This window comes from Terrisphaera buseokensis (assembly GCF_047521145.2).
GTDB lineage: Bacteria > Verrucomicrobiota > Verrucomicrobiia > Opitutales > Opitutaceae > ER46.
In genome coordinates this window covers 1,178,038-1,200,437 of the sequence record NZ_CM134186.1, presented here as the reverse complement: position 1 = coordinate 1,200,437, position 22,400 = coordinate 1,178,038, and the positions used below count along the sequence as shown (strand labels likewise).

Annotated in this window: 18 protein-coding genes; 8 read left to right on the top strand and 10 right to left on the bottom strand. The window is 65.3% G+C overall.

Going from position 1 to position 22,400, the window contains the following annotated elements:
• Positions 1 to 314 precede the first annotated feature (314 nt).
• The 6 genes from ACLJEU_RS04300 to ACLJEU_RS04275 all read left to right on the top strand — a co-directional run bounded on the left by ACLJEU_RS04300 (position 315) and on the right by ACLJEU_RS04275 (position 7,695).
• Complete coding sequence (locus tag ACLJEU_RS04300; protein WP_414660801.1) at positions 315 to 926, top strand: hypothetical protein; 612 nt, start codon at positions 315 to 317, stop codon at positions 924 to 926.
• 9 nt (positions 927 to 935) lie between these two features.
• Positions 936 to 1,727, top strand: coding sequence for a hypothetical protein (locus tag ACLJEU_RS04295; RefSeq protein ID WP_414660802.1), 792 nt, complete (start codon positions 936 to 938; stop codon positions 1,725 to 1,727).
• 153 nt (positions 1,728 to 1,880) lie between these two features.
• Positions 1,881 to 2,561 carry a type IV pilus modification PilV family protein gene (locus ACLJEU_RS04290; protein ID WP_414660803.1) on the top strand — a complete coding sequence of 227 codons (681 nt, stop codon included), beginning with the start codon at positions 1,881 to 1,883 and terminating at the stop codon, positions 2,559 to 2,561.
• On the top strand, positions 2,558 to 3,361 hold the full coding sequence (locus ACLJEU_RS04285; protein ID WP_414660804.1) for a PilW family protein: 804 nt from the start codon (positions 2,558 to 2,560) through the stop codon (positions 3,359 to 3,361). The genes ACLJEU_RS04290 and ACLJEU_RS04285 overlap by 4 nt, the downstream gene beginning before the upstream one ends.
• 4 nt (positions 3,362 to 3,365) lie before the next feature.
• The gene (locus ACLJEU_RS04280; protein ID WP_414660805.1) at positions 3,366 to 6,383 is read left to right on the top strand and encodes a hypothetical protein; all 3,018 of its coding nucleotides are present in this window, start codon (positions 3,366 to 3,368) and stop codon (positions 6,381 to 6,383) included.
• Positions 6,384 to 6,750: 367 nt separating this feature from the next.
• Positions 6,751 to 7,695, top strand: a complete 945-nt coding sequence (locus tag ACLJEU_RS04275) for a sugar phosphate isomerase/epimerase family protein (protein ID WP_414660806.1) — start codon at positions 6,751 to 6,753, stop codon at positions 7,693 to 7,695.
• 82 nt (positions 7,696 to 7,777) lie between these two features.
• Here the strand turns inward: ACLJEU_RS04275 and ACLJEU_RS04270 are convergent, their stop codons facing one another.
• The 6 genes from ACLJEU_RS04270 to ACLJEU_RS04245 all read right to left on the bottom strand — a co-directional run bounded on the left by ACLJEU_RS04270 (position 7,778) and on the right by ACLJEU_RS04245 (position 12,859).
• The gene (locus tag ACLJEU_RS04270) at positions 7,778 to 8,425 is read right to left on the bottom strand and encodes a polysaccharide biosynthesis/export family protein (protein ID WP_414660807.1); all 648 of its coding nucleotides are present in this window, start codon (positions 8,423 to 8,425) and stop codon (positions 7,778 to 7,780) included.
• A 169-nt stretch (positions 8,426 to 8,594) separates the two neighbouring features.
• Entirely contained in the window at positions 8,595 to 9,275 is a 681-nt protein-coding gene (locus tag ACLJEU_RS04265) for a LuxR C-terminal-related transcriptional regulator (protein WP_414660808.1), read from the bottom strand.
• Between the two features lie 204 nt (positions 9,276 to 9,479).
• Positions 9,480 to 10,508, bottom strand: coding sequence for a zinc-binding alcohol dehydrogenase family protein (locus ACLJEU_RS04260; RefSeq protein WP_414660809.1), 1,029 nt, complete (start codon positions 10,506 to 10,508; stop codon positions 9,480 to 9,482).
• A 132-nt stretch (positions 10,509 to 10,640) separates the two neighbouring features.
• The gene (locus tag ACLJEU_RS04255) at positions 10,641 to 11,573 is read right to left on the bottom strand and encodes an aldo/keto reductase (protein WP_414660810.1); all 933 of its coding nucleotides are present in this window, start codon (positions 11,571 to 11,573) and stop codon (positions 10,641 to 10,643) included.
• Between the two features lie 10 nt (positions 11,574 to 11,583).
• Positions 11,584 to 12,030, bottom strand: coding sequence for an RbsD/FucU family protein (locus tag ACLJEU_RS04250; protein WP_414660811.1), 447 nt, complete (start codon positions 12,028 to 12,030; stop codon positions 11,584 to 11,586).
• 10 nt (positions 12,031 to 12,040) lie between these two features.
• Positions 12,041 to 12,859 carry a TIM barrel protein gene (locus tag ACLJEU_RS04245; protein ID WP_414660812.1) on the bottom strand — a complete coding sequence of 273 codons (819 nt, stop codon included), beginning with the start codon at positions 12,857 to 12,859 and terminating at the stop codon, positions 12,041 to 12,043.
• Between the two features lie 348 nt (positions 12,860 to 13,207).
• On the opposite strand from ACLJEU_RS04245, the gene ACLJEU_RS04240 reads away from it, so the two are divergent.
• The gene (locus tag ACLJEU_RS04240; RefSeq protein WP_414660813.1) at positions 13,208 to 13,432 is read left to right on the top strand and encodes a hypothetical protein; all 225 of its coding nucleotides are present in this window, start codon (positions 13,208 to 13,210) and stop codon (positions 13,430 to 13,432) included.
• A 319-nt stretch (positions 13,433 to 13,751) separates the two neighbouring features.
• On the top strand, positions 13,752 to 14,606 hold the full coding sequence (locus tag ACLJEU_RS04235) for a DUF4159 domain-containing protein (protein ID WP_414660814.1): 855 nt from the start codon (positions 13,752 to 13,754) through the stop codon (positions 14,604 to 14,606).
• 174 nt (positions 14,607 to 14,780) lie between these two features.
• Here the strand turns inward: ACLJEU_RS04235 and ACLJEU_RS04230 are convergent, their stop codons facing one another.
• The 4 genes from ACLJEU_RS04230 to ACLJEU_RS04215 form a co-directional block, all read right to left on the bottom strand.
• Positions 14,781 to 16,187 (bottom strand): sulfatase family protein, encoded by a 1,407-nt coding sequence (locus ACLJEU_RS04230; protein ID WP_414660815.1) that lies wholly within the window; start codon positions 16,185 to 16,187, stop codon positions 14,781 to 14,783.
• A gap of 70 nt (positions 16,188 to 16,257) precedes the next feature.
• A complete protein-coding gene (locus ACLJEU_RS04225) occupies positions 16,258 to 17,607 on the bottom strand; it encodes a sulfatase family protein (protein WP_414660816.1) in 1,350 nt (449 codons plus the stop codon).
• 38 nt (positions 17,608 to 17,645) lie between these two features.
• Positions 17,646 to 19,220 (bottom strand): family 43 glycosylhydrolase, encoded by a 1,575-nt coding sequence (locus tag ACLJEU_RS04220; RefSeq protein WP_414660817.1) that lies wholly within the window; start codon positions 19,218 to 19,220, stop codon positions 17,646 to 17,648.
• Between the two features lie 40 nt (positions 19,221 to 19,260).
• The gene (locus ACLJEU_RS04215; RefSeq protein ID WP_414660818.1) at positions 19,261 to 22,284 is read right to left on the bottom strand and encodes a hypothetical protein; all 3,024 of its coding nucleotides are present in this window, start codon (positions 22,282 to 22,284) and stop codon (positions 19,261 to 19,263) included.
• Positions 22,285 to 22,400: the final 116 nt, after the last annotated feature.

Below are 22,400 nucleotides of genomic sequence, written 5' to 3'. Positions count from 1 at the left end.
CCGGGTGGGTCATGAACCGGCACGCAGGTGGGAAAGCGCGACGGCACTTCGCCCCAAACGCCGGGGTGCGGCAACGGAATTGTGCGTCTCGGTGCGTGCCTGTGCCCTGCGCCGCGAACGGTCCGCGGTCGCTGGTGTTACCCGCATGGCTTCAAGGCCTGGGCAATGGCACCAGCGACCGCGGCGTGGAAAAAATGAGTCAAGAATTTCCCCGCCCGACCGATTGTTCCCCTCGTTCCGCCGCGCGGCGGGATCACAATTCCTCTTCCTCACGCACCACGTTTTCACCGACCGGCCCGCACTTCGTTTCCGCCATGTCGGCCCCTTCCGAAATCATCGCCGGCACCGCAGCCACCCCGCCCGAAAAACTGGCCATTCCCGAGGCACTGCCGGTGCCCGACGCTCCCGCGGAAGATTCTCCCGCAGAGCCTGAGGAACAGGAATGGGGGACCTTCAATTTCCTGCTGATTGGCCTCGTCGTGTTCCTTGCGCTGGCGGCCACGGTCACGGCCGCGCATCAAATCCACCACGGCCGCAACCGGAGCCGGGTGATCAAGGATCTCACGAACGCCGCCGCCGCGGTGCGCAGCTACGTTCGCCTCAACGGCACCCTGCCCAACGACACGGCCGCTGGCGTCGTGCCGGCTGGAATGGCGTCATTGCTGGCCGAGATCAACTGGACCGCGCCGACGCCGATCGGCGGCCTCTATCGCCTCGTCAATCTCGGACCAAAAGACGCTCGGGGCGTCCCCGCGCCCGGAACCCTGATGATTGCGATTACGGCGTTTCCTCCCGCCAGCCCATTGATCCTTTCCACCGATGACCTGACCGCCATCGACCGCGCGATCGACGACGGCAATCTGGCGACCGGCGACTTCCGCGCCGGTTTCGCCGGCTGGCCGGTGCTCTGGGTGCGACTCCCGTAACCTGGCCCCATGATCCGCACGACCTTCGAGAATTTCGATCCGGACACCGGACGGGCATCGCTGGATATCGGCGAACGCCGGCTGGGTGAGCTGGAAAAGGCCCGGGTCGTGGAGTGGCTCGTCCGTTTCCGCTCCGTCGATCCGATCGAGAACGTCGAGGCGGAACCGCGGATCGTCCTCGAGACCCGCCGGCAGAAACGCTTCGTCACCACGGGCATCGGACGCCTCTACGTGCACGACCCGCGCAACCGGCTTGCCCCGATGATCGTAATGACGCCCGAGGAGATCATCGGCGAGATCGATGGCAGCACCGCGCTCGAGCGCAGCCGCCTGCTGGCCGAGCGCTGCCGCAGGCTCGTCGCGTCCCGCGTTTTCCTGCCCAAACCACCGCCGCCCGACACCCCTCAGCGCACGCGGTTTCAAGTCGCACTGTCGGTCGTCGCCCTGCTGCTCGCGACGTACTGCCTGTATCCGTATTTCACGATCCGCGCTGCGTCGCCCACGGCCTACGAAGCCATCACCGACCCGAAGCTGATTGAAAGCTACAGCCAGGAGTTGGCTGGCGTTTACCTGACCGGCAACCAGCCCGGACACCATGGCATCACGATCGGAGTCGCCGGGACCCTGACACTCTTCCAACTCAACGACCGGGCCGAACCGAGTCTCCTGCGCGATCGCTATCAGTTCGTGCGGGTCGACGGGCAAATCTGCCTTCTCGGGACGCTGCCGGGCAGCCTGCTGCGACCCTTGCGCAACCGCACGCTTTCGTACGCGGGTGAGTTTTACCAGCGGTCGCGATAGGGCCGCAGGACGAGGCAGCCGACGGCCCTCCGAAACCATACCTTTGCCAAAAAGCAAAGTGCTTAAGTACTAACAGGCCTACCACCTCCCCGAAACTACTTACTGGCAATTCCCTCAAATGTCGCGTGGAGCGTCCGATGAGGTTCTTTGCCCATGACGCCATTCATCGAACCTTCTGCCACCGCCCGGCTATCCGCCGCGGACGGTTCGGGGCGGATTCGGCGGAGTGAACGGCACCGCGGACTCACCCTCGTCGAGGTGATGGTTTCCCTCGGCATTCTGACGATGTTCATGGGCGGATTTCTGGCCGCGTACGTTCAGTCCCGCAAGGTCACGGAAAGCACCGTGATGCATGCCGCCGCCACCAGCATCGTCTATGGCCTCATCGAGCAGATCAAACAGCTGGACTACGCCACGATGCTGCCCAACGCGGTGACCGATCCGGGCGATCCCGACGCCACCACGCCCCCGCTGATCCGCGTCCGGCTCAATCAAAACACGATGCGCTGGCTGCGCGTCGTCAATACGACCGCGCCCAGCACGCCGCGCGGCCCGACCGCCACGCCCGCGGCGAACGCGACCGCGGCCAGCGTCGGCGGCGGCGCGATCGACAATAATCTCGGCGCCCTGCCGCTTTCGACCGTGACCGGCACGGCATCGCAGAGCATCGCGTTGAACCTGTGGATCTGGATCGACGAGATTCCCGACCTGCCGAACGACGTGAACGAGGTGAAGAAAATCACGATCGTGTACACGTACTCGTTCCAAACCGGCAGCGGCACCCGCACCGTGCGCAACCGCGAGGTCATCCTGCGCACGCGCTTCGACCAATGACGTCGCACGCCCGAAACTCCCGCGGCCGCGTGGCCGGCTTCACCCTGGTCGAGGCGATCATCAGCCTGACGATCGGCATCATGGTGATCGGAATGGCGCTGAGCACCTTCCTCGTCGGGCTCCGCACGATGTACAAGGACAACCAGCGTCTGGCCAGCAACGCCAGCCTCCGGACGTTCATGGCGCAGATCTCGAACGAGACCATCGACGCCTCCTACTTCTATCTCTTCCCCTACTACACCTCGTTGAACGGAGCGGTCAGCCTCACCACCGGTCCGTCGACGCTCACGCAGGACTTCGACTCCGCGACGGATGTGTTCGACCGCTGGGTGGCCCACGGCGACTGCCTGGTGTTGATCACGAAGACATCCGACCACCGCTCCACCGACATCCGGAAGCTTCGCATCTACTACCGGGTCACCACCAGCCAGACGACGATGAACACCGAGGCGCCGCTGCGGTACTACGAGACCGCCGACTGGGGCGAGGGCACGAGCAGCACGTCCAACGGCCACCCGCTTTCGGGCCTGGCGGCCGAGCTCAACGCCATCAATCTCAACGCCAATCCCAACCTCGCCGGGAGCAAGCAGCTCAACGCCCGCAGCCAGGGCCGGAAAGTGCCGTCGCCGTACACCGGATACACCGCCGGCGACTGCTATCCGATGTTCTCCACGGAGTCCGCCACCCAGACGTCGACCACCGGCTTCATCGCCATCAACATCGAGTTCATCAACGGCACCAATGCGAACAATCTGCTCTCGAGCAGCAGCTTCAACTACACGATTTCTCCGCGCAAATGACGCCATGAGCCCGCCCGCGTTCCATCGCCCCCACGACCGTGGCTCCATCATCATCACGGTCGCCTTTCTCACCGCCGTGATGGCCATCCTCACCGCGAGCATCCTCGGCTACTCCATGAGCGAGCGGCGCGGCAACGAGCGGAACCGCCTGATCCTGCGCTCGCAGAACGAGGCGGAAAACATCGCGGTCTACGCCGCCGAGCAGCTCACCGCCAAGCTCTACCGCTTCGGCACCGCCCCCGTCGGATACTTTCCGTCGACCGGCAACAGCACGAGCGTCGTGCGCATGCCGCCCGAAAGCGTGCTGCTCTCCGAGTTCAATGCGAACTCCACCGGCATGGAGGTCCGGGCCGCCATCCAGGCCACCACGCCGCTCACGCTCGTCAGCGACACCGCCAGTTCCAACAACGGCCTGCAGGTCGCGACCGCCCGCGTGCCCGTGATCGCGAAGGGCACCGCCACGCTCGCCGCCATCGGCACGATCACCTCGCACGTCCAGCTGGACATGGAGCTGAGCCTCACGCCGCTGTTCCAGTTCGGCATGTTCTACAACATGGATCTCGAGCTGTATCCAAGTCAGAGCTTCACGGTGACCGGGCCGGTTCACACCAACAACAGCCTCCTCGCCCACCCCGACGCCGGCAGCACGGCCACGATCCTCTTCACCGATCGCGTCACCGCCGTGGACTACATCATCGCCTACCAGTCCCTCAAGGCCCTCACCCGCCATGCCGCCGGCACCACGCCCACCCTCACGCCCGCCAGCGGCAGCGTCACGTTCACCCACACCAACACGACGACCCAGACCGATCTGAAAAACGCGAGCAGCCTGTGGCGTGACTGTCGCTGGCAAACCACCGACTTTCCGCCCACCGCAAGCGAACTCGCCAACTTCAAATCCTGGGCCACCACGACCTACAACGGCAACCTGCGCAGCGGCATCCACGGCGTCACCAAACTCGTGCTGCCAGGCATCGGCAATTACAAGGAGACCGATGATCCCGCCACGGCCGAGGACGATCGCAACAACGGCCGGCAGATCATCGAGTCGCCCGACCACAAGCGCTACAACGGCTCGTCGTTTGCCTGGACGACCGACAGCTCGACGCTGAAGCAGATCAAAATTTCCTGGCGCGCGGGCCTCTACATCATGGTCAACCCCGACGACACCCGCCGCGAAGGCAAGCTGCCAGACGGCACCACCATCACGCTGCTGCCGCGCTCCTACCGTTGCTGGCTGAACAAGATCAACACCGACGGCAGCCACACCGTCACCGAGGTCGTCCTGCCCGGACAGCCGAGCTACGGTCATGCGGCCGGATCCGATGGCGTGATGAACACCGACGACGACATCATGTACCAGAACAACCTGCCGAATCAGTTCACGAACACGACTTCGGTGGGCATCAATCAGATTCTCCGCATTCCCACGGCGGCGAATGCCTGGGACGCCGTCAGCGGCACCTCCACGATCGTCGACAGCGCGGGCCCCATCAAGACCTCCGGCTACGCGCTCGGATCGTTTCCGACGTTTCCAGCCAACGGCTCGGCCACGCCCTATGTCGCCGACGCCTACTTCTACGACCTGCGCCGCGCGAACGGCAGCGGCGCGATGGGCACGGCCGGCACGGCCGCTGATTTCGGGCGATCAGGCCTCACCTTCACGCCCCGCCCCATCGCCAAGATCGATTTCGATGTGGCCCGCCTGAAAATGATGGTGGCCCGCGTCGTCTCCTCGGCCACCACCAGCAACGGCTACAAACTCGATCTGCCGCCCACCGCGGGCACCGGCTGGGGCAACTGCATCTACAACGCCTCCGCCACAACGGCCGACTGGGGACTCGGGGTGAAGGACACCGCCTCGCCGTACGCCTTCAATGTGTTTCCGGACGCCTCGAACCAGACGCGCCGCGATCCCTTCCAACTCTACTACCCGCCCGCCAGCCCGCCATCGCTGCCGTCCGATCCGCGAACTCTGGCCGTGCCGGCGTCGGCGCTGACCGATGCCTGGTACGACGGCATCGCCGTCTATATCCATTCCCTGGATGCTGAACAGCGCTCCCAGACCTCGGGCGTGGCGGACCGCGTCGATTCCGGAGTCAGGCTCTGGAACGGCCGCGGCCCCGTCGCCTCGCTCAGCACCGCCACCAAGACCGGCTGCACCATCGCCACCAACGACGCCGTGTATATTGTCGGGCACTACAACGCCGACGGCACCATCAACAGCACGGCCACCTCGACCGGCAACGGCGGCTACAGCGCCAAGTATCCGGATTCCGCCAGCGAGAAATTGTGCTCCGTCTTCGGTGACGCCGTCACAATCCTCTCCCAGCCCGTCTACGCGCAGAGCGGCGGGGGCGGCAGCTACACCTACGCGCAGACCAACGGCTGGTGCGACGCCAAGAGCGCCCTGCCCATCGCCGCGAACTCCGCCACCTGGAACACCGCCGCGGCCGGCAGCGATGACGGCGTCTACAACGCCACCGCGATCAAGCCCGGCATCCTCCCCAATCTGAACACGCCCGGCAGCAACGGCACCGCCAGCGCCATCAAGCTCGACGCCAGCACCACGGAGATTTCCACCGCCCTTGTGGTGGGCATCGTGCCCAGCCATCACAACCCCACGGGGCTCACGGACCGGGCGCCGACCAGCGGCGTCACCGGCGGCGGCGTCACCGTTTCCGCCGGTTCTCCCGCGCGCAACGGCAACAACGTGAACAGCGGCGGCGCGAACAACTTTCCCCGGCTGCTCGACAACTGGTCAGGCGACTCGCTCTACATCCGCGGCTCGATGGTCGGACTTTTCGAAAGCCGCGTCGCGATGGAGCCGTTCACCCACAGTCGCTGCTACCGCGCGCCCGGCCGGTATTGGGGTCTCCACTACGACTTCAGCCAGGTCAACCACGACGTGCCGCTCGAGCCCATCGTCCTGAGCGCCACCCGCCTCGGCTTCCACCGGCTCACGGCGTCGCAGTACGCGACGAAGAGGGCCGCCATGGCCGGCATGACCGCGATTCCCTGAGCGGACCTCTCCAGCCCTGCGTTCGTCCTCGCAGACCATCGACATCGGGGACATCGGCCACACGCCGGGCGTGCTCGCGTTATTGTAACGTCACTTTCCCGAGGCCGAGGTTTCGCTCTGGCCCAGCGACGTGGGCCACGGCGTCGAGGCCATGCTGCGACGGCGTGGCCCGTCCCTTCGAATCGTTCGCGACAAGCAGGCCGCATATCAAAGCGACTTTATGCTCCACGGCTCCGGACCGTATCTGACCGCGGCGCGCGTCGATGGCCATTCTCCGCCAGGCGGTGGCCAAACCCGCCTGACGTCACCCGTGCCCGCTCGCGTTTGCCCCTTGTTGTCCCGGGCCAAAAGGGGCTAAGGAATCGCCATGCGCTCGCACTCCCCGACCCCGGCGTCCTGTTCCCGTCGCGATTTTCTCGCGTTCTCCGGATTGCTTCCGGCCGCCCTGCTCGCCCACGCCGCGGGTGGACGCGCCTTCGCGGCGACCACGCCGGTCGCCGACGTGGCCGCTCAGGCCAGCGGCCCGAAGCGTTTTCCGATCGGCCTCGAACTTTATTCGGTACGCACCGAGCTGATGCGCAATCTGCCGGATACCCTGCGCGCCGTGGCGAAGATGGGCTACGAGGTCGTGGAGTTCTATTCGCCCTACTTCCAGTGGACGTTTCCGTTCGCGAAGGGCGTCCGCACCCTGATGGACGACATCGGCCTGCGTTGTTACTCGACGCACAACAGCTTCGCGTCCTTCACCGGCGAAACCATGGCGAAGGCGATCGAGTTGAACCAGATCATCGGCGCGCGCCAGCTGGTGCTGGCCAGCCCGCCGCGTGACGCCACCGGGCTCGAAGGCTGGAAGAGGACCTGCGGCCAGCTGACGACCGCGGTCGAAACGTTGAAGGTCCACGGGCTCGCCGCCGGCTATCACAATCACCAGACGGAATGGAAGTCGCTCGAGGGCGGCCTGCGCATCATGGACGTCATCGCGCAGAACACGCCGCCCGAGTTCATCCTGCAGCTCGACGTCGGCACCTGCATGGAAGTCGGCGTGGATCCGGTGGCGTGGATCAAGGCCAATCCGGGCCGCATCCGGAGCGTTCATCTCAAGGACTGGACGCCCGGTCCGCGCACCGAGGAAAAGGGCTACCGCGTGCTCTTCGGCGAAGGGATTTCGCCGTGGAAGGACATTATTGCCGCGGCGGAATCGGTGGGCGGCGTGGAGTTTTACCTGCTCGAGCAGGAAGGCAGCCGCTATCCGGAATTGGAAACCGCGCAGCGCTGCCTGGACAACTGGAAGGCGTTCCGCCGGCGCGGCTGACGCCCCGACACCTTCGGGGCCGACCGCTGGCGGCGCGCGCGTTGCGCGCGACCGCCCGCAAGCGTGACGACAATCACCCGGCTCAGAACCAGGAGATTTTTTCCGGCACGCTGACGGTATCGTAGGCCTTCAGGTAAAAGGGTTCGCTGGCTTCGCCGTTGAGGACCTTCTTCATGTCCAGCGGATAGGTCTTCACCTGGCCGTCTTCCTGGCGGATCACGATCACCTTCTTGGGATTGGCCGTGGGCGTGAAACCACCGGCTTCCATCACCGCGTCGAACGCCGTGAGCGCACGCTCCGGCGTGATCTTGCCGGGCTTCATCACCGCGCCCTGGACGTAAACCGAGTAGGCCGATGACACGAGCGTCACCTTGATTTCCTTCGAGACCAGCTGTGAGTCGTACGCCTTGAGCAACTCGGCCTCGAGCTGGGCCGGGGTCTTGTCGACCACCTTGAGTTCGCCGATGATCGCGAGATTGATGCGGCCGTCGCGGCGGATCTGCTGGGATGTATCCAGACTGGGCGATCCTGGAAACGCGATCCGGATGACGTCGCCGGGATTCAGCACCTGCACGTCAGGCATCACCTTGGCCGGAGCGCCCGCCGCGACCGGGCCGGACGCACAGCCGGAAAACAGCAGTGAAAACGCGCCCAACACCACGAGCGCCGTCGCTCGGAACCAACACGTGCCATTCGAGGCAAAACCAAGGCTGCGGACCGCGGAGCTCATATGCATATGTAACGCAAATCGTGGACAACGAGCACGCTTCATCAAGCTGAAACACCCCGCCGCGGAATAAGCAGTATCCGTCCGGGGGATGCGCAACGTCCTCCACGTCGCCGCCTTGAATCGCCGGGAGCACACTTCGGGCTATTCGTTTCCGGCGTGCTCGCCACCGTTACTTCAGGTCATGCGCAGCGTCCGGCAGCGCGCCGTTGGGCGCGGGGATCAGCTGCAGGCGGACCGCGTGCAGGGTGAGCTCGGCCACCGACTTCAACCGGGTCTTGCGCATGATGCGGCGCCGGATGTTCTCCACGGTGTAGACGGACAGGTTGAACGTGGCCGCGATCTCCTTGGACACATGCCCCTGGGCGATCTCGCGCAGGACTTCCTTTTCGCGGTGCGACAGGTAACTGGCCTTGCCCGCGCTCATCGACGAACGGCGCAGCAACTCGCGCAGGACGTCAGCCATCTCGGGACAGAAGTGCTGCTTTCCGCCGGCCACCACCCGCAGCGCGGTCGCCAGCGACTCCAACGGCGCACTCTTGACGACGAAGCCGGCGACGCCCGCGGCGATCGCATCGCTCACGAAGTGCGTCTCCGCGGTGGCGGCGAACACCACGACCTTGGTGCCCGGACTCGTCCGGCGGATGGCTTCCGCGAGATTCTCGCTCGAGGTATCCGCGAGGTGAATCCAATCAACGACGGCGAGATCAGGCCGCAGTCGCGCGCATTCACGTTCCGCCTCGCCACGTTCTCCGGACGAGCCGATCACCTGAAATCCCTCGAGCCGGCTCAGGTAGCCCACGAGCAACTCGCGAATCGCGGTGAGGGCATCGACCACAAACACCGTTGGCACGCGGGCCCCCGCCCCGTCGCTGCTTCCAGGACTAGGACGTGTGTTTCTCATCGCCTCGAGCTTCAGGGCTGCTTCGACCTTCAATCATCATGCGCCGATTCCGCGTAAGGGCTGATTCAGCACACTTTAAGTGACAATCGAAAAGCACGCTGCGCGGGCCAGGCGCCCGTTGCGTTTTCACCTGCAGCCACGGGCGTCGGCTCCTCATTCCATCGCCACCATCGCCTTGATTACGCCGGACTCCGGTTTGAGCCACGCGGGAAATTGCGCGATCATGTCATCGAATCGCGCGCGATGCGTAATCCAAGGATCCGTGTTGATCCGGCCGGTCTCGATCAGCTCGATGATGCGCGCGAAATCACGGGAGAGCGCGTTGCGCGAGGCGCGGATGGAAAGTTCCCGCCGGTGCATGATCGGCGCGTGCGGAAACGACACCTCCTGCTGCGTGATGCCCACATACACCAGGCGGCCGCCGAACGTGCAGTAGTTCAACGCGTGGCTCATCGACTTGTTGCTGCCGGTCGCATCGATGACGACGTCGGCCAGCTGACCGCCGGTGAGCGCCTGAAGCGCCTCGAGTTCCCTGCCGTCGCCCCGCGCCGCGATCGTGTGATCGACACCCATGCGCTCCCGGCAGAACTGCAGGCGGGCTTCGTTCACGTCCATCACGATGCAGCGCGCGCCCGCGACCTTCACGAATTCGATCGCGGACAGACCGATCGGGCCCGCGCCGATGATCAACGCATGCTCGCCCGCCTTCAGATCGCCGCGGTCGACCGCGTGACAACCAATCGCGAGCGTCTCGACCAGCGCCAGCTGCTCCATGCTGAGCGTCCGCGAAACGTGCAGTTTCCGCGCCGGCAGCAGCATGCGTTCGCACATGCCACCGTCGCACATCACGCCGAGCGTCTGATGCGACTCGCAGCAATTGGTGAGCCCGCGGCGGCACGAGTAGCAGCGCTGGCAGTTGATGTACGGCTCGACCGAGCAGCGATCGCCCGCGCGCACGTTGGTCACGTCCGGGCCCACGGCCAGCACCTCGACGCCCAGCTCGTGGCCGGGAATACGCGGGTAGGAATAGAACGGCATCTTGCCGAGGTAGCCGCCGTAGTCCGTCCCACAAATCCCGATACGGTGAATGCGGACCAGGGCCTCGCCCGGCCCGGGCGCAGCCGGCTCCGCCACGGTGAGGGCGCGAAACGACTGCGGTTTCTCGAGTTGGATGGCTTTCATGACGGATATCGGATCGGTTGGCGGATTCGCGACAGTTGAAAGGTGAAGGTTGAAAGTTGAAAGACCCGATCGTGGTGTGCCGGGGTTCGCGCTTTCAACTTTCAACCTTCACCTTTCAACTCCCTGCATCCCTCAGTTATTCTCCGGCAACCCCTCCCGGTGGCCGAGATTGTGCACCGGCGCGAAGATCGCCTGCACCTCGGCGAGCAGCTGCCGGTCAATCGGCTGCGCGGCCCAGTCGGCCCACGCGCGGATGTTCTTTGGATTCGCGCTGCCCGAAACCGTCGTGGCGATGTCCGGGTTCGCGAGCGAGAATTGCAGCGCGAGCTTCGCGATATCGACGCCCCGCGCCGCACAGTGCGCCGCCGCCTGGCGCGCCGCCGCTTTCACCGACTCCGGCTCCTTCAGCCACGCGGGCAGCGGTGCGTTCGTCAGGAGCCGCGCGCTGAACGGACCGGCATTCATCACACCGACGCCCTTCGCCTTCAGATACGGCACGGCCTCGTCGGCAAACCGTGTGTTCTGCAGCGTGTACTGGTTGTAGCTGAGCACGCAGTCGACCGACGTCTGATCCAGGATGTAGCGGAAAATCTTCATCGGATAGCCGCTGAAGCCGATGTAGCGCGCCTTGCCCGCCTGCTGGATCTTGCGCAACGCCGGCAGCGTCTCGTCGACGATCTGCTGCATCGGCACGAACTCGATGTCGTGGCACAGGATGATGTCGAGATGATCGGTGCCGAGACGGTGCAGCGACACATCGATGCTTTCCGCGACGCGCTTCGCCGAGAAATCGAAATGGGTGAGATCGTAGCGCCCCAGTTTCGAGCAGAGGAGATAACTCTCCCGCGGCACACCCTTGAGCGCGATGCCGAGCAGCACCTCGCTCATGCCTCGGCCGTAGAACGGCGACGTGTCGATCAGGTTGAGCCCGCAGTCGAGCGCCACGCGCACGCTGCCCAGCGCTTCATCGAGGGTCACGCTGCGAAATTCGGCCCCGAGCGAACTCGCGCCAAAACTGAGGACGGGCAGCTGCAGATCGGTGTTACCAAGTCGACGCGTTTGCATGGGAAGAGAATCAGTCGGTGCGGCAGCCGAGGGTGAGCAGGACATTGGCCCAGAGCGCCTGATCGGCGGTCTGGATGGTCAGGACGTGATCGGGACTCTCCACGTGCTGGTAGAAATCCCACTTCAGCACCGGCTCGAGTTTTAATTTCACGCCCGCGGCCGCCATCACCGCGCGGTACTCCGCCCAGACGGGCGGCTCGCCCTGTTGGGCGTAGGGATCGTCGGGCGGGATGCCCATCGTGTTGATGTGATCGACCGGCACCGCGCTCAGCAACGCGCGCAACACCTGCGCGACGTTCACCACGCCGGGCGCGAGGTTGAGGCAGACGAGCTCGGCGTTCGGTCCGCGCTTGGTTGAGGCCGGATAGTTGCCGTCGGCGATCAGAACCTTTGAGTGGTGTCCGGCCCGGGCCAGGACGCGCAGGATGTCGGGGTGAAGCAGCGAGGTTTTGAGCATGGGGACAAAGTCAGCGCGGACCGGCATGCTGCCGGAAGGCCGCGATCGTCTGGCGGGCCGCGGACATCGCATCGGGCAGCGGGAGCACTTCGGCCGACAGGTAACCGGCGTATCCGATTTCCCGTAACGCCCCGATGATCGGCGCGACGGCCGTCTGGCCGAAGCCGATCGCGTGACGATTCGAATCCGCGAAATGCACATGACCGACCATCGCCCCCGCCGCGCGCAATGCCGCCGCGGAATCCGTTTCCTCGATGCCCATGTGAAAAAGATCCGCGAGGATGCGCACGTTCTTCGTCCGGAGCGTACGCAGCCACGCCGCGGTGTCGCCGAGCCGGTTGACGAGATTCGTTTCGTAGCGGTTCAACGGCTCGTACAAGAGCGGCACGCCGTGCTGCGCCGCGTGGTCGCCGAGTTCGTTCAACGCCTCGCCCAGGTACGCGAGCGCCTGATCGCGCGACACCGCGGCATCCCAGCGCCCCTGCATCGAGCCGATGATGGCCGGCGCGCCGAACCGGCCGGCGAGATCGATGATGGCGCGCACAAACGCACGCGCGTCCTGCCGCACCGCCGCATCGCCATGTGAGAGCGTGAGCTTGCGCACGACCCAGCCGGCCCCGGTGCCGACTGCGGCCACCCGCAGTCGATGGCGTTCCAGCAGCCGCGTCAGGTCGGCGACGTCGATGGCACCGGCCGACGGCGGAAAGATTTCCACGGCGTCAAAGCCCAGCGCCGCCGCGTGCTCGCAGGCATCCGGCAGACCTTGGGAAAACACAAACGGGCCGCCTTTTGACTCGGGTACCAGGGAAACCGTGATCGCGGATCGCATCGATGTGAGCGCTCCATCCCGCCCGCGATTCTGCCGAGGTCAACCTCCGGTTGGGACATGGCTGGTGGAAACGAGGCTATCGGCACATATAGCCATGAGAACGCCCGCCCGGTCCCGGCCGCGAAGCCGCCCGCAATCCCGGCGGACGGGTGGAAAGGGGTGCTTGCAACGGGATGCAGCGCGCACCGCCGTCGATTTCGTCGGATGGCGGCTTCCGGAGGCGTTTACCCAACTCGTTTTCCAGCTGAGTCTAAGCAGAGGTGCGGCCAATGCGTACGGGCCGGCCCACGCTGCAATCGAGTAGGTCTACGGATATTCGATTTTGATCCGATAGTGCATAGTACGCCCATGCACAGCGCCCTCTTCTACATCGTCTCCCTCGTTTCGTTGATGGTGGTCGCCGGTTCGGTCATCGCCTTCCACGCCATCCGGACAGCTCCGGAGGGCTATGAAGGCGAGGACGGCTTTGTGGGTCTGACCAAAGGTGACGAGCGCCTGCTGAATGAGTTCGCCGCCTTCAAACAGCAGGCCTTGGCCATGCAGCAGATGAGTCACTCCCAGATGGCTGCCTGATCGATTCCAACGGAGACCAGCTTGCATCCGAGACGCGGCCCAAGCCGCGTCTTTTTTGTGCCCCGACGTCCCGGGCGGATACGGCACTGCAACGTGCAACAGCCTGACCCCTTCCGGAAGGGGTCAGGCTGTTGCACGTTGCGGGACTAGCCTGCGCATTCAGGCCAGACATTCCGAACGACGAACGGCTTGATGGACGTGGCGGGTTCGGCTCAGGCCGGTCCGTGATGAAAGTGCTGCTTTCACTCGTTCCCTTGCTGCACCCATCCGTCATTCGATTTGCTTCGCCCCGGATTCACCGTACCTCTTCCGCACCCGCATGCCCGCACCCGCCCGAGGCCGCTTTGCCCGGCCGATCGTCTGGCTTTCCGCCGTCCTCGTCGTCAGCGGGTTCCTCTTCGGCCAGGGGCGCTTCTCCGGCGGGGGGCGAATCTACGTGGCACCCGGCACAAAGACCGCGCGCGAAATCGGCACCCGCAGCACCGGCACTCCGGAATGGGAGAACCCGGCCGGATTTCGCACCGATGTGTTCACGTTTGCGCGCCTGCGCTACGACGCGGCCCCTCGTCCCGCCAATTCCGGCCGCGGCAGCTGGACGACGGATTTGCCCGACGCCGATCTGAATCTCTCCTACCGCCTGCAGCAGCTGACTTCCCTCAAGGTCGATCCCAACGCCCGGCTCGTCCGCGCCACCGATCCCGAACTGAACCAGTTTCCCTTTCTCTTCGCGTCGGCCCCGGGCGCCATGGGACTCACGCCCGACGAGATCGTCGCGCTGCGAAAATATCTCCTCAACGGCGGCTTCATGCTGATGACGGATTACTGGGGCGAACGCGAAGAGGCGAACGTCGTGCGTCTCTTCCAGGAAATCCTGCCCGGCTCGCGCTTCGAGGAACTGCCAATCGAGCACGCGCTCTACCGGATGATTCTGACGATCCGCGAAAAGGTCGCAGTGCCCAACATCCACATCGGCCTGAAGGTGCCCGACTCGCAGGTCCATCATCGCGTCATCTTCGATCCCAAGGGCCGCATCATGGTCATGGGCCTGCACAACTCCGACGACAGCGACGGCTGGGAGCGCGAGGGCGAGAATCACGAGTACTTCGAGAAGTACGCCGAGAAGATCGCCTATCCGCTCGTGATAAATATCATCTGCTACATCATGACGCACTGAGCTGGAAGCCTGCAGAAGGCTCCCGCGAATCACGCGAACGGCCGCGAATGGTTGCGGCAGAATTCGATTCCAGCCACTCACCGTGAATGGTCAGCCTGCGATGAGGGCATTTTTCCTTCTCATCATTCGCAGCCATTCGCGTGATTCGCGGGCACCTGAATTGTTCCGGCCCGGCTACTTCTTTTTCTTCGCCGCGCCCGCCGCCGGCGGCTCCGCCCGCTTCGGATCGCTGAGCCGGCGCGGTTCGCCATAGACTTGGCCGGTGTCGCCCTGATCCTTCATCCACACGTCGACCTCGCCGCGCAACGCCGCCAGCCGCGCCGCCTGATCGCGTTCGCCGGCGAGATTGCGCAGCTCGAACGGATCCGCCTTCAAGTCGTACAATTCCTCCGCCGGCCGCTCATGATAGCGTTTCACCACGGCGGCCGCGGCCGGATCCGTGCGCGCTTTCTCCTCCCAGCTGGCGAAGTACGCCGGACTGTTGCCGCCGCGCACCAGGTCGACGTGCGTCGAGTAATAGAATTCCGGATGCAGGTTGCGGATATATTTCCAGTCCGCAGTTCGAACGCTGCGCGTGGGATAAATGTTCATCCGGCCGTCCGCGCTGTGAGTGGTGAAAATGCGATCGCGATGCTCCTGTTTCTCCCCGCGCAACACGCCGGCAATCGAACGTCCGTCGATCGTCGGCGGCGGATTTCCCCCGGCAACCTCGACGAGCGTCGGCAGCAGATCGATCCAGCTCACCATCGCGGCCGTCCGCGTGCCCGCGGCGATTCGCCCGGGCCACACCGCGATCATCGGCGTGCGGATGCCGGCATCGTAGCAGTTCCACTTGCCAAACGGCCACTGCGCCCCGTGGTCGGCCGTCGTGATAAAAAACGTGTCCGCGCCCAACACCTCGCGCGCCGCGTCGTAGGCCGCACCCATCTCGGTGTCCATCCGCCCGACGGCCGCATAGTATTCCGCCCTCGCCTCCCGCGTGCGCGGCGTGTCGACCAGGGTCGGCGGCAGCGTGACGTCGGCCGCCGTGTAACCCTCCGGCTGCTGCGGCCACGGCACGTGCGGCCAGTTCGTGCCGAAGAAAATGCACAACGGTTTCGCACTCCGCCGCGCCCGCAGCCATGCGATGCCCGCCGTGATCGCCACGTCCTCGTGAAACTTGTCATGAGCGAAGTGATCGAAGCCATAGTCGCCCGTGTGCTGGTAGTGCGACACCTTGCCGAACGACACGACTTCGTAGCCGAGTTCCTGCAGATAGGCCGGCAGCTTTTTGATGTCAGCGCGCGGCTTCGAGTGATTCGCCTCCGCGCCATTTCGCGCCGGCATCAATCCGGTCAACAGCGCCGCCCGGCTCGGTGCGCAACTCGGCGAAGCCACGAACGCCCGATCAAATACCAGACCGGCCGCCGCGATCCGCTGCATGTGAGGCGTCCTCACGTCCTTCGCGCCATACACCGTCGAATCGAGCAGGCTGTGATCGTCGGTGAGAAAAATCACGAGGTTCGGCTTGGCCGCACCGGCGCCCGCGAGCGATGCCGTCAGCGCCACCGCGAGGAGTAGAAAGCAATAGAATTTCGACATGTGGAAATAGGTCAGTAGGGGCGGCCTCCGGCCGCCCCAAGGGAGCAGGCCGGTGGCGCGCACCCAAGGTTCACGGTTGCTTCGGCCAGGTCGCGCGCCAGTCGAGCACGAGGCGGGTCAGCTCCTTCACCCGCGCGGACTGCGCGCTCGCGAGGTTGTTGGCTTCCTTCGGATCGAGCGAGAGATCGTAGAGCTCGGGCTTCGATCCGTCCGCGTTCACCAGCAGTTTCCACTGCGCCTGACGCACCGCGAGATTCGGACTGCGATCATTCGCCAGATAACGAAAGAACTCATCGTTGCGGCCGTACTCCCAGAACAGCGGACCGCGCGCCGCGGCCGGCTGCCCTCGCCACACGGCCGACAGGTCGAGACCCTCGATCGCAGCGTCACGCGGCAGCGTCGCACCCGCGATCGCTGCGATGGTCGGAAACATATCGACCGCAGCCAGCACCGACCGTTCGTCGACGCGCCCCGCCGGCACCTTGCCCGGCCAGCGCACGATGAAGGGCATCCGAATGCCGCCCTCGTACAGGTTCAGCTTGCTGCCGCGAAATCCGCCCGAGCGTGAGCCCTGAAACGTCGGCAGCGCGCCGTTGTCGCTCGCGAACACCACGACGGTGTTTTCCTCGAGCCCGCGCGCCTTCAGGCCATCGAGCAGCCGCCCGATTTGCTTGTCGAACTCCGCCATCACGGGCCGAAAGTTCTTCGGCAGATCCTTCTTGTCGGACACCTCGTCCGGCACCCACGGCGTGTGCACATCGTCCGCCCACAGGTTCACGAAACAGGGCTGGTCAGGGTGCCTCGTCAAGAAATCGAGCGTGCGTTCGACGAAGAACGCCGTGCGGTCCCAGCGCTTCACCTTGTCCTGGGCCGACCAGATCCAGTTCGTGGCGGTGATGTCGGGATGCGGCTCGGGACTCTCGTACGTGCCCGCGTGTTCGTCATAGCCATACGCGGCAAACTTCGGCGCCTCGGTCACGTCGCGCCCGCCGCCAAGATGCCACTTGCCGATGTGCGCAGTCGCATAGCCGGCCGCCTTCAACGCCCGCGGCAGCGACGGTGCACGCGGATCCAGGAAGTCCGCCTGCTCACATCCGGCGTTGCCCTTCTTCGTCTGCAGGAAACTTGTGATCCGCCAGCGCGCCGGATGCATGCCCGTGATCAAGCCGGCGCGCGACGGCGAACAAATCGGCGCCGCAGAATAGTACTGCGTGAAACGCGTGCCCTCGGCCGCGAGCCGATCGATGCGCGGCGTCGGCACCTGCGTGCCGCCATAACACCCGAGGTCGCCGAGCCCCATGTCATCGGCGAGAATGAAAATGATATGGGGACGCTTCGCGGCGTCCGCGGCACGGAGCCACGAACCCGACACCGCCACGATCACGGCCAACAGCGGGAGTAAAAGAGAACGTCGTTTCATGGGATTGGAATTAAGGAGCGGTCAGGGGCAGACGCCTGCTAGCGGGCAAAGAGACTGTCGTCGCCGGGCACGGACGAGAAATAATCGAAGCTTCCGGCGGCAGCGTCAGCGCCCGTCACCTGCAGTCCGGCGCGCAATCCACGATCCCACGGCGGCAGGAAACTGCCGTCGGTCTCCCCGGCGAGCTCCCGCCAGCCACCCGATGCATCCTGCACCGCAAAACGAAACCGGCTTCCGTCGATGCACGCGATGCGCAGGCGAATCATCTCGCCGGGTCGCGCGGGCGTCGCGGCCACCATGACGCGCTCGCCACGGCGCTGATTCCACACGCGGACCTCCCTCCCGTCGGTAAGCAGCGCGAGGTGGTTAACCCGATCGCCGAAGACCACGAGGCCGGCGTCCGCGCCCTTTTCCAGCCGGCGCGCGTCGACCGCGGTCTCGATGACAAACGACGGCACGAGGATCGACTGCACTGCGGCCGCCGAACCGGTCCGCGCCACGAGCGTGAGCCGTCCGTCCACCTGCCGTGATTCGAGCGTCGTCCCGAGCGGCCACTGCCAACCCGGCGGCAGCCCACCGTTCGCGTCAAAGTCCGCGCGGAACCGCGTCACATCATTCTGGGTACGGACGCCCGCCGGCGCCGCGGCGCCGCTGCTCGCGCCCTTGCCACCGTTGATCGACGGCCAGCCGTCCGCGCCAAACACCACTTCGTCGAGCAGCATCTGCCGCCCGGTAGCCACAAAGCCTTTCGCCGCATACGCGTGATACAGCAGCCAGTAACGGCCCGCGCGATCCGTCACGATGCTGCCGTGGCCGGGACACCGCCACGCGGCGTTGCCAGCGAGCAACGGATTCGCGGGACACTTCTCCCACGGGCCGAGCATGTCCTTCGCGCGCGCCACCCCGAGCGCGTAGTTGCAGCCACGTCCACAGCACGCGTTGCCCGAATAGAACAGATAGTAGTACTCACCGTGCCGCAGCACGAACGGTCCTTCGGCGACTGCACCCTCCCACGGCGCGTCGTTGCGCAGAATCTCCTTCTTCTCGCCGACCAGCTGCAAACCGTCGTCCCGCAGCCGCTGGATCCAAATGGGCGTCGGCAGCTTGCGGCTGTTGCCGTCCTCTTTCCACAGCAACCAGCGCACGCCCTTCGCATCGGTGAACGGCACCGCATCGATCGACCCCGCCTCCTGCGCCACGAGATCGCCGTGATCGGTGTAAGGACCTTCCGGGCGATCGGCCGACGCCACCGCCACGGCGAGCCGGTTGTCCTGCCGCCGCGCGGTGTAGTAGACAAAGAATCGTCCGCGATACTCCGCGATTTCCGGTGCCCAGAAATTGCTCTTCGCCCACGACGGCGTGGTGGCGAACACATGGCCTTTCACCTCCCAGTTCACGAGGTCGCGTGAGTGCAGCAGCGGAAAATGCGGCGCCCATTCCGACGACGTGGCCGTGGCCCAGTAATCGTCACCCACGCGGATGACCGACGGATCGGGATAGTCGCCGGCGCGAACCGGATTCGTGAATTGAACGTTACCGGCGGGAGCCGCGCCCAGCTGTGCTGACGCCGTCAGCAACCATCCCGTCAGCTGAATCAAAACGCGGAACTTCATGCCGAGTGTTCTAACCACCGATCAGCCGAAAGGTGCACGCTCAAAAGGTGAACGACGCGCTGAGAATCACCTGCCGCGGCTCGACGCGCCCCCAATCCAGCACGGCACCATCGCGGCGCGCCACCAGCGGATCGATGTCGTGCTCGTCGAGCAGGTTTCGAACATTCAACTGCAGGCGCCACCCCACCGGCCGGCCGCCGAACACCTTTACGCGGCCGCCGTAGCCGGCGAGCAAATCAACCGACGTGATGGAATTGCCGAAGATGGGCTTCGTCACGTCGTCGCCGATCGAACCATCCGGATACGGCCGCTGCACGAAGCCAATCATCGCGCGATCGAGCCAGCGCACGCCGCCACCGAGGTTGAGGCCCTTGAGCCGGCCTTCGTCGAAGCGATAGTTCGAGAACATGCCCGAGCGCCACTCGCGCTGGCGGAAACGCGGGAGATCATTGCGCAGCTGGCTGCGCACGATCTCCGATGCGACGGCGTCGTCGTAAAACTGCTTCACCGTGCGCGGGTCGGTCGACGAAATCGTGACATTGGTCCAGCCGAGCCCGCCGAAACTCTGCCAGGTCGGCAGCCGCCGCGCCACCCAGCCATTGAAGTCGACCGACTTGTTGAACACCCGCGTGCGCTGCTGCCCGACGGCCCAGCGCACGTCCCAACGGCTCGTGATGCGGGCCGTGAGCGTGACGTCGACGCCCTTGCCGATCTTGTCCTCAACGGATCGATACACGTCGCCGCGGCCCACCGGATCGTAGCCGTCGGCCGGCACCGTCGCGATCCCCGCGGGGCGATCCGATCCGCGCAGGCGTTGCTCAATCGTGGCCGACGCCGTGCGCACCGCCTGGCCGTCGCCGATCAGCGCGTGCTGGTGTTCCTTGTAGAAATTGACGCGCAGCGAGACCTGATCCTGGCGCAGTGAAACGCGGAAGCCGTAGTCGTATCCATCGCTGAAGATGCCGGGCAGCTGGCGGTTGTCCGGATCGAGGAAGCCCGGCGGCAGCGCGGTGTTGTCGGACTTGCTGGCGAACACCGAGAGAAACCGCAGCGCGTGGAACACGCCGCCGTACGAATACGTCACGCCGCGATCATCGATCGCCGGATGGGAATCGAACCGCGACTGCGCGAGCGGCACGTACAAGCCGCGTTGATCGCCGGCGGTCAGCTGGTCGCGCCGCACGAGCGACTCGGGATGGATCAGGTAACTCTTGAACTGATCGGTGCGCCGACCAGCGAAGAGGTTGAGCCGGTCTTTGAAAAAGTAGCTCTGCAGCGCGAGCATGTACGTCGTGACGTCCTTCCGCGATCCGCCCGTCGCCGACGAGCGCCCACCCGGATGATCGAACATCGTCGCGGTGAACGCCTCGTTGCGCGCCGAGTCGGTGAACGTCCACGGCCCGAAGAACGCCGGCCCGCGGCCCTGCGGAAACGGCGCGGCCGTCCAGCTGCCCGCAGCCGGATCGAAGTAATAACGCGACCGCAGCAGCCGGCTGTTGTTGAGCAGATCGCCGGTGGCGAACGAAGGGGTGCCGAGAATAATCGCCCGACTGGCCTGCGTGCGATCCTCGTCGACGCGCAACGAGACCAGGCCGGCGAGCCGATGACGGCCGAGGTGGCGCGCTAGGTTGGTGAAGTGACGCTGGAAATCGAACTCGTACGACGTCGTCAGGCGCAGCTCCTTGGTCAGGTTGCGCACCTCGGTGCCAGTGGGAAACGACTCGATGAAGAGCCGGCCCGCGTTCGGATTCAGCGCCGCCTGCGGCGCGGCCGCCGTCCCGCCGGGCAGAAACCGGTTCGGGTCGGCCTGGATTTGCACCGACTCCGCGTTGTCGAACGGCCCGCCAAGCAGCTCGGACACCGACTCGTAGTTGAAGCCCAGCTCGACGAAGAGTTGCGGCGTCACGCGATGCTCAATCGCACCGCGGAGCAGGCTGCCCTGCACGCGATTGAGCCGGCCGCCGACGCGCGGGTCGCGATCGGTCGGAAAGATCGAATCGTCGATCAGCGAACCATCCCGCGTGTCGGGCGCGCCGGTGAGTTGGTGCGGACCGCGGGTGAGTCCGGATCCGTTCCACACCAGGACGGACGAGCCGCTCCCGCCGTACGAGACGACGCGCAGCGCGTTCGCATTGCGTGTGAGGAGCGGAAACGCGGTCGCGGTCAGCGAGCCGTTGCCGGTGGCATTGTCGTAGAGCGGCCGGCCCGCGTTGAACCACGGGCTGACGTAATCCTGCGACACGAAGTTCGTGGGGTTCGACGCCCGCTGGCTCATGCGTTCGGCGCTGAAGCGCACCGTCGTGGCCCGCGCGACTTTCCAAGTGACGCTGCCGAAGAGCCGGTTCTGGTCGTTGTACGCGCCGTCGACCGCATTGTTTTCGTTGCTCCGCAGCGCGACGAACCGCAGCGCGAGTTTCTTCGGCACAATCTCGCGATTGACGTCGAGCGTGGTGCGGAACGACGCGTTGTTGTCGGTGCGGAAAGCGACCTCGTTGCGGTTGCGGAACAGCGCGCGCTTGGTCGAGGTGTCGATCGCGCCGCCGGCGTTGCCCAGACCGAAGAGAATCGACTGCGGGCCGTTCGCGATCGTCAGCCGTTCGACGTTGTAGAGATCGCTGGGCAGGTTCGTCGCGTAGAAGTCGGCCGACAGCGTGATCGCGTCGAAGCCCCGCGCGCGGCCGCCGCCCCGCGTCGAGGTGATGCCGTTGTTCGGGCCGACATTCTGCTCGTTCGGTCCGCCGTTGTTGGTGCTGAACGCGACCGCTTCCGTGAGATTCGTCGCGGCGATGTCGTTGAGAAACTCCGGGGTCATCACGTCGATCTGCGCCGCGATGTCCTTGAGCGGCGTGTTGACGCGGCTACCCGCGAGCGAACTCGTCGCCACGTAGCCATTCTCGGTGCCGGCCGTGGTCACGAAGGGCGAAAGTTCGACGACCTCGTCCCGGGCCGCACCGGCGGTCGGCGCGGATGCGGGCGCAGGTGCGGGAGCGATGGTTTGAGCCGCCGCGAGGGCAGCCAGGGTGGCAAAGAATGCAGAACCGATCGGACGGTACAGTCGTGACATGAGGGCACAGGGGTTCGGCGCGCGACCGCGCTCGGGGCGGGCGCCGCCAGACAAGGCGTGAGGGTTTGTCCCAGACTGACAGCATCGCACACCGACAGAAGCTCCGGGCACACACA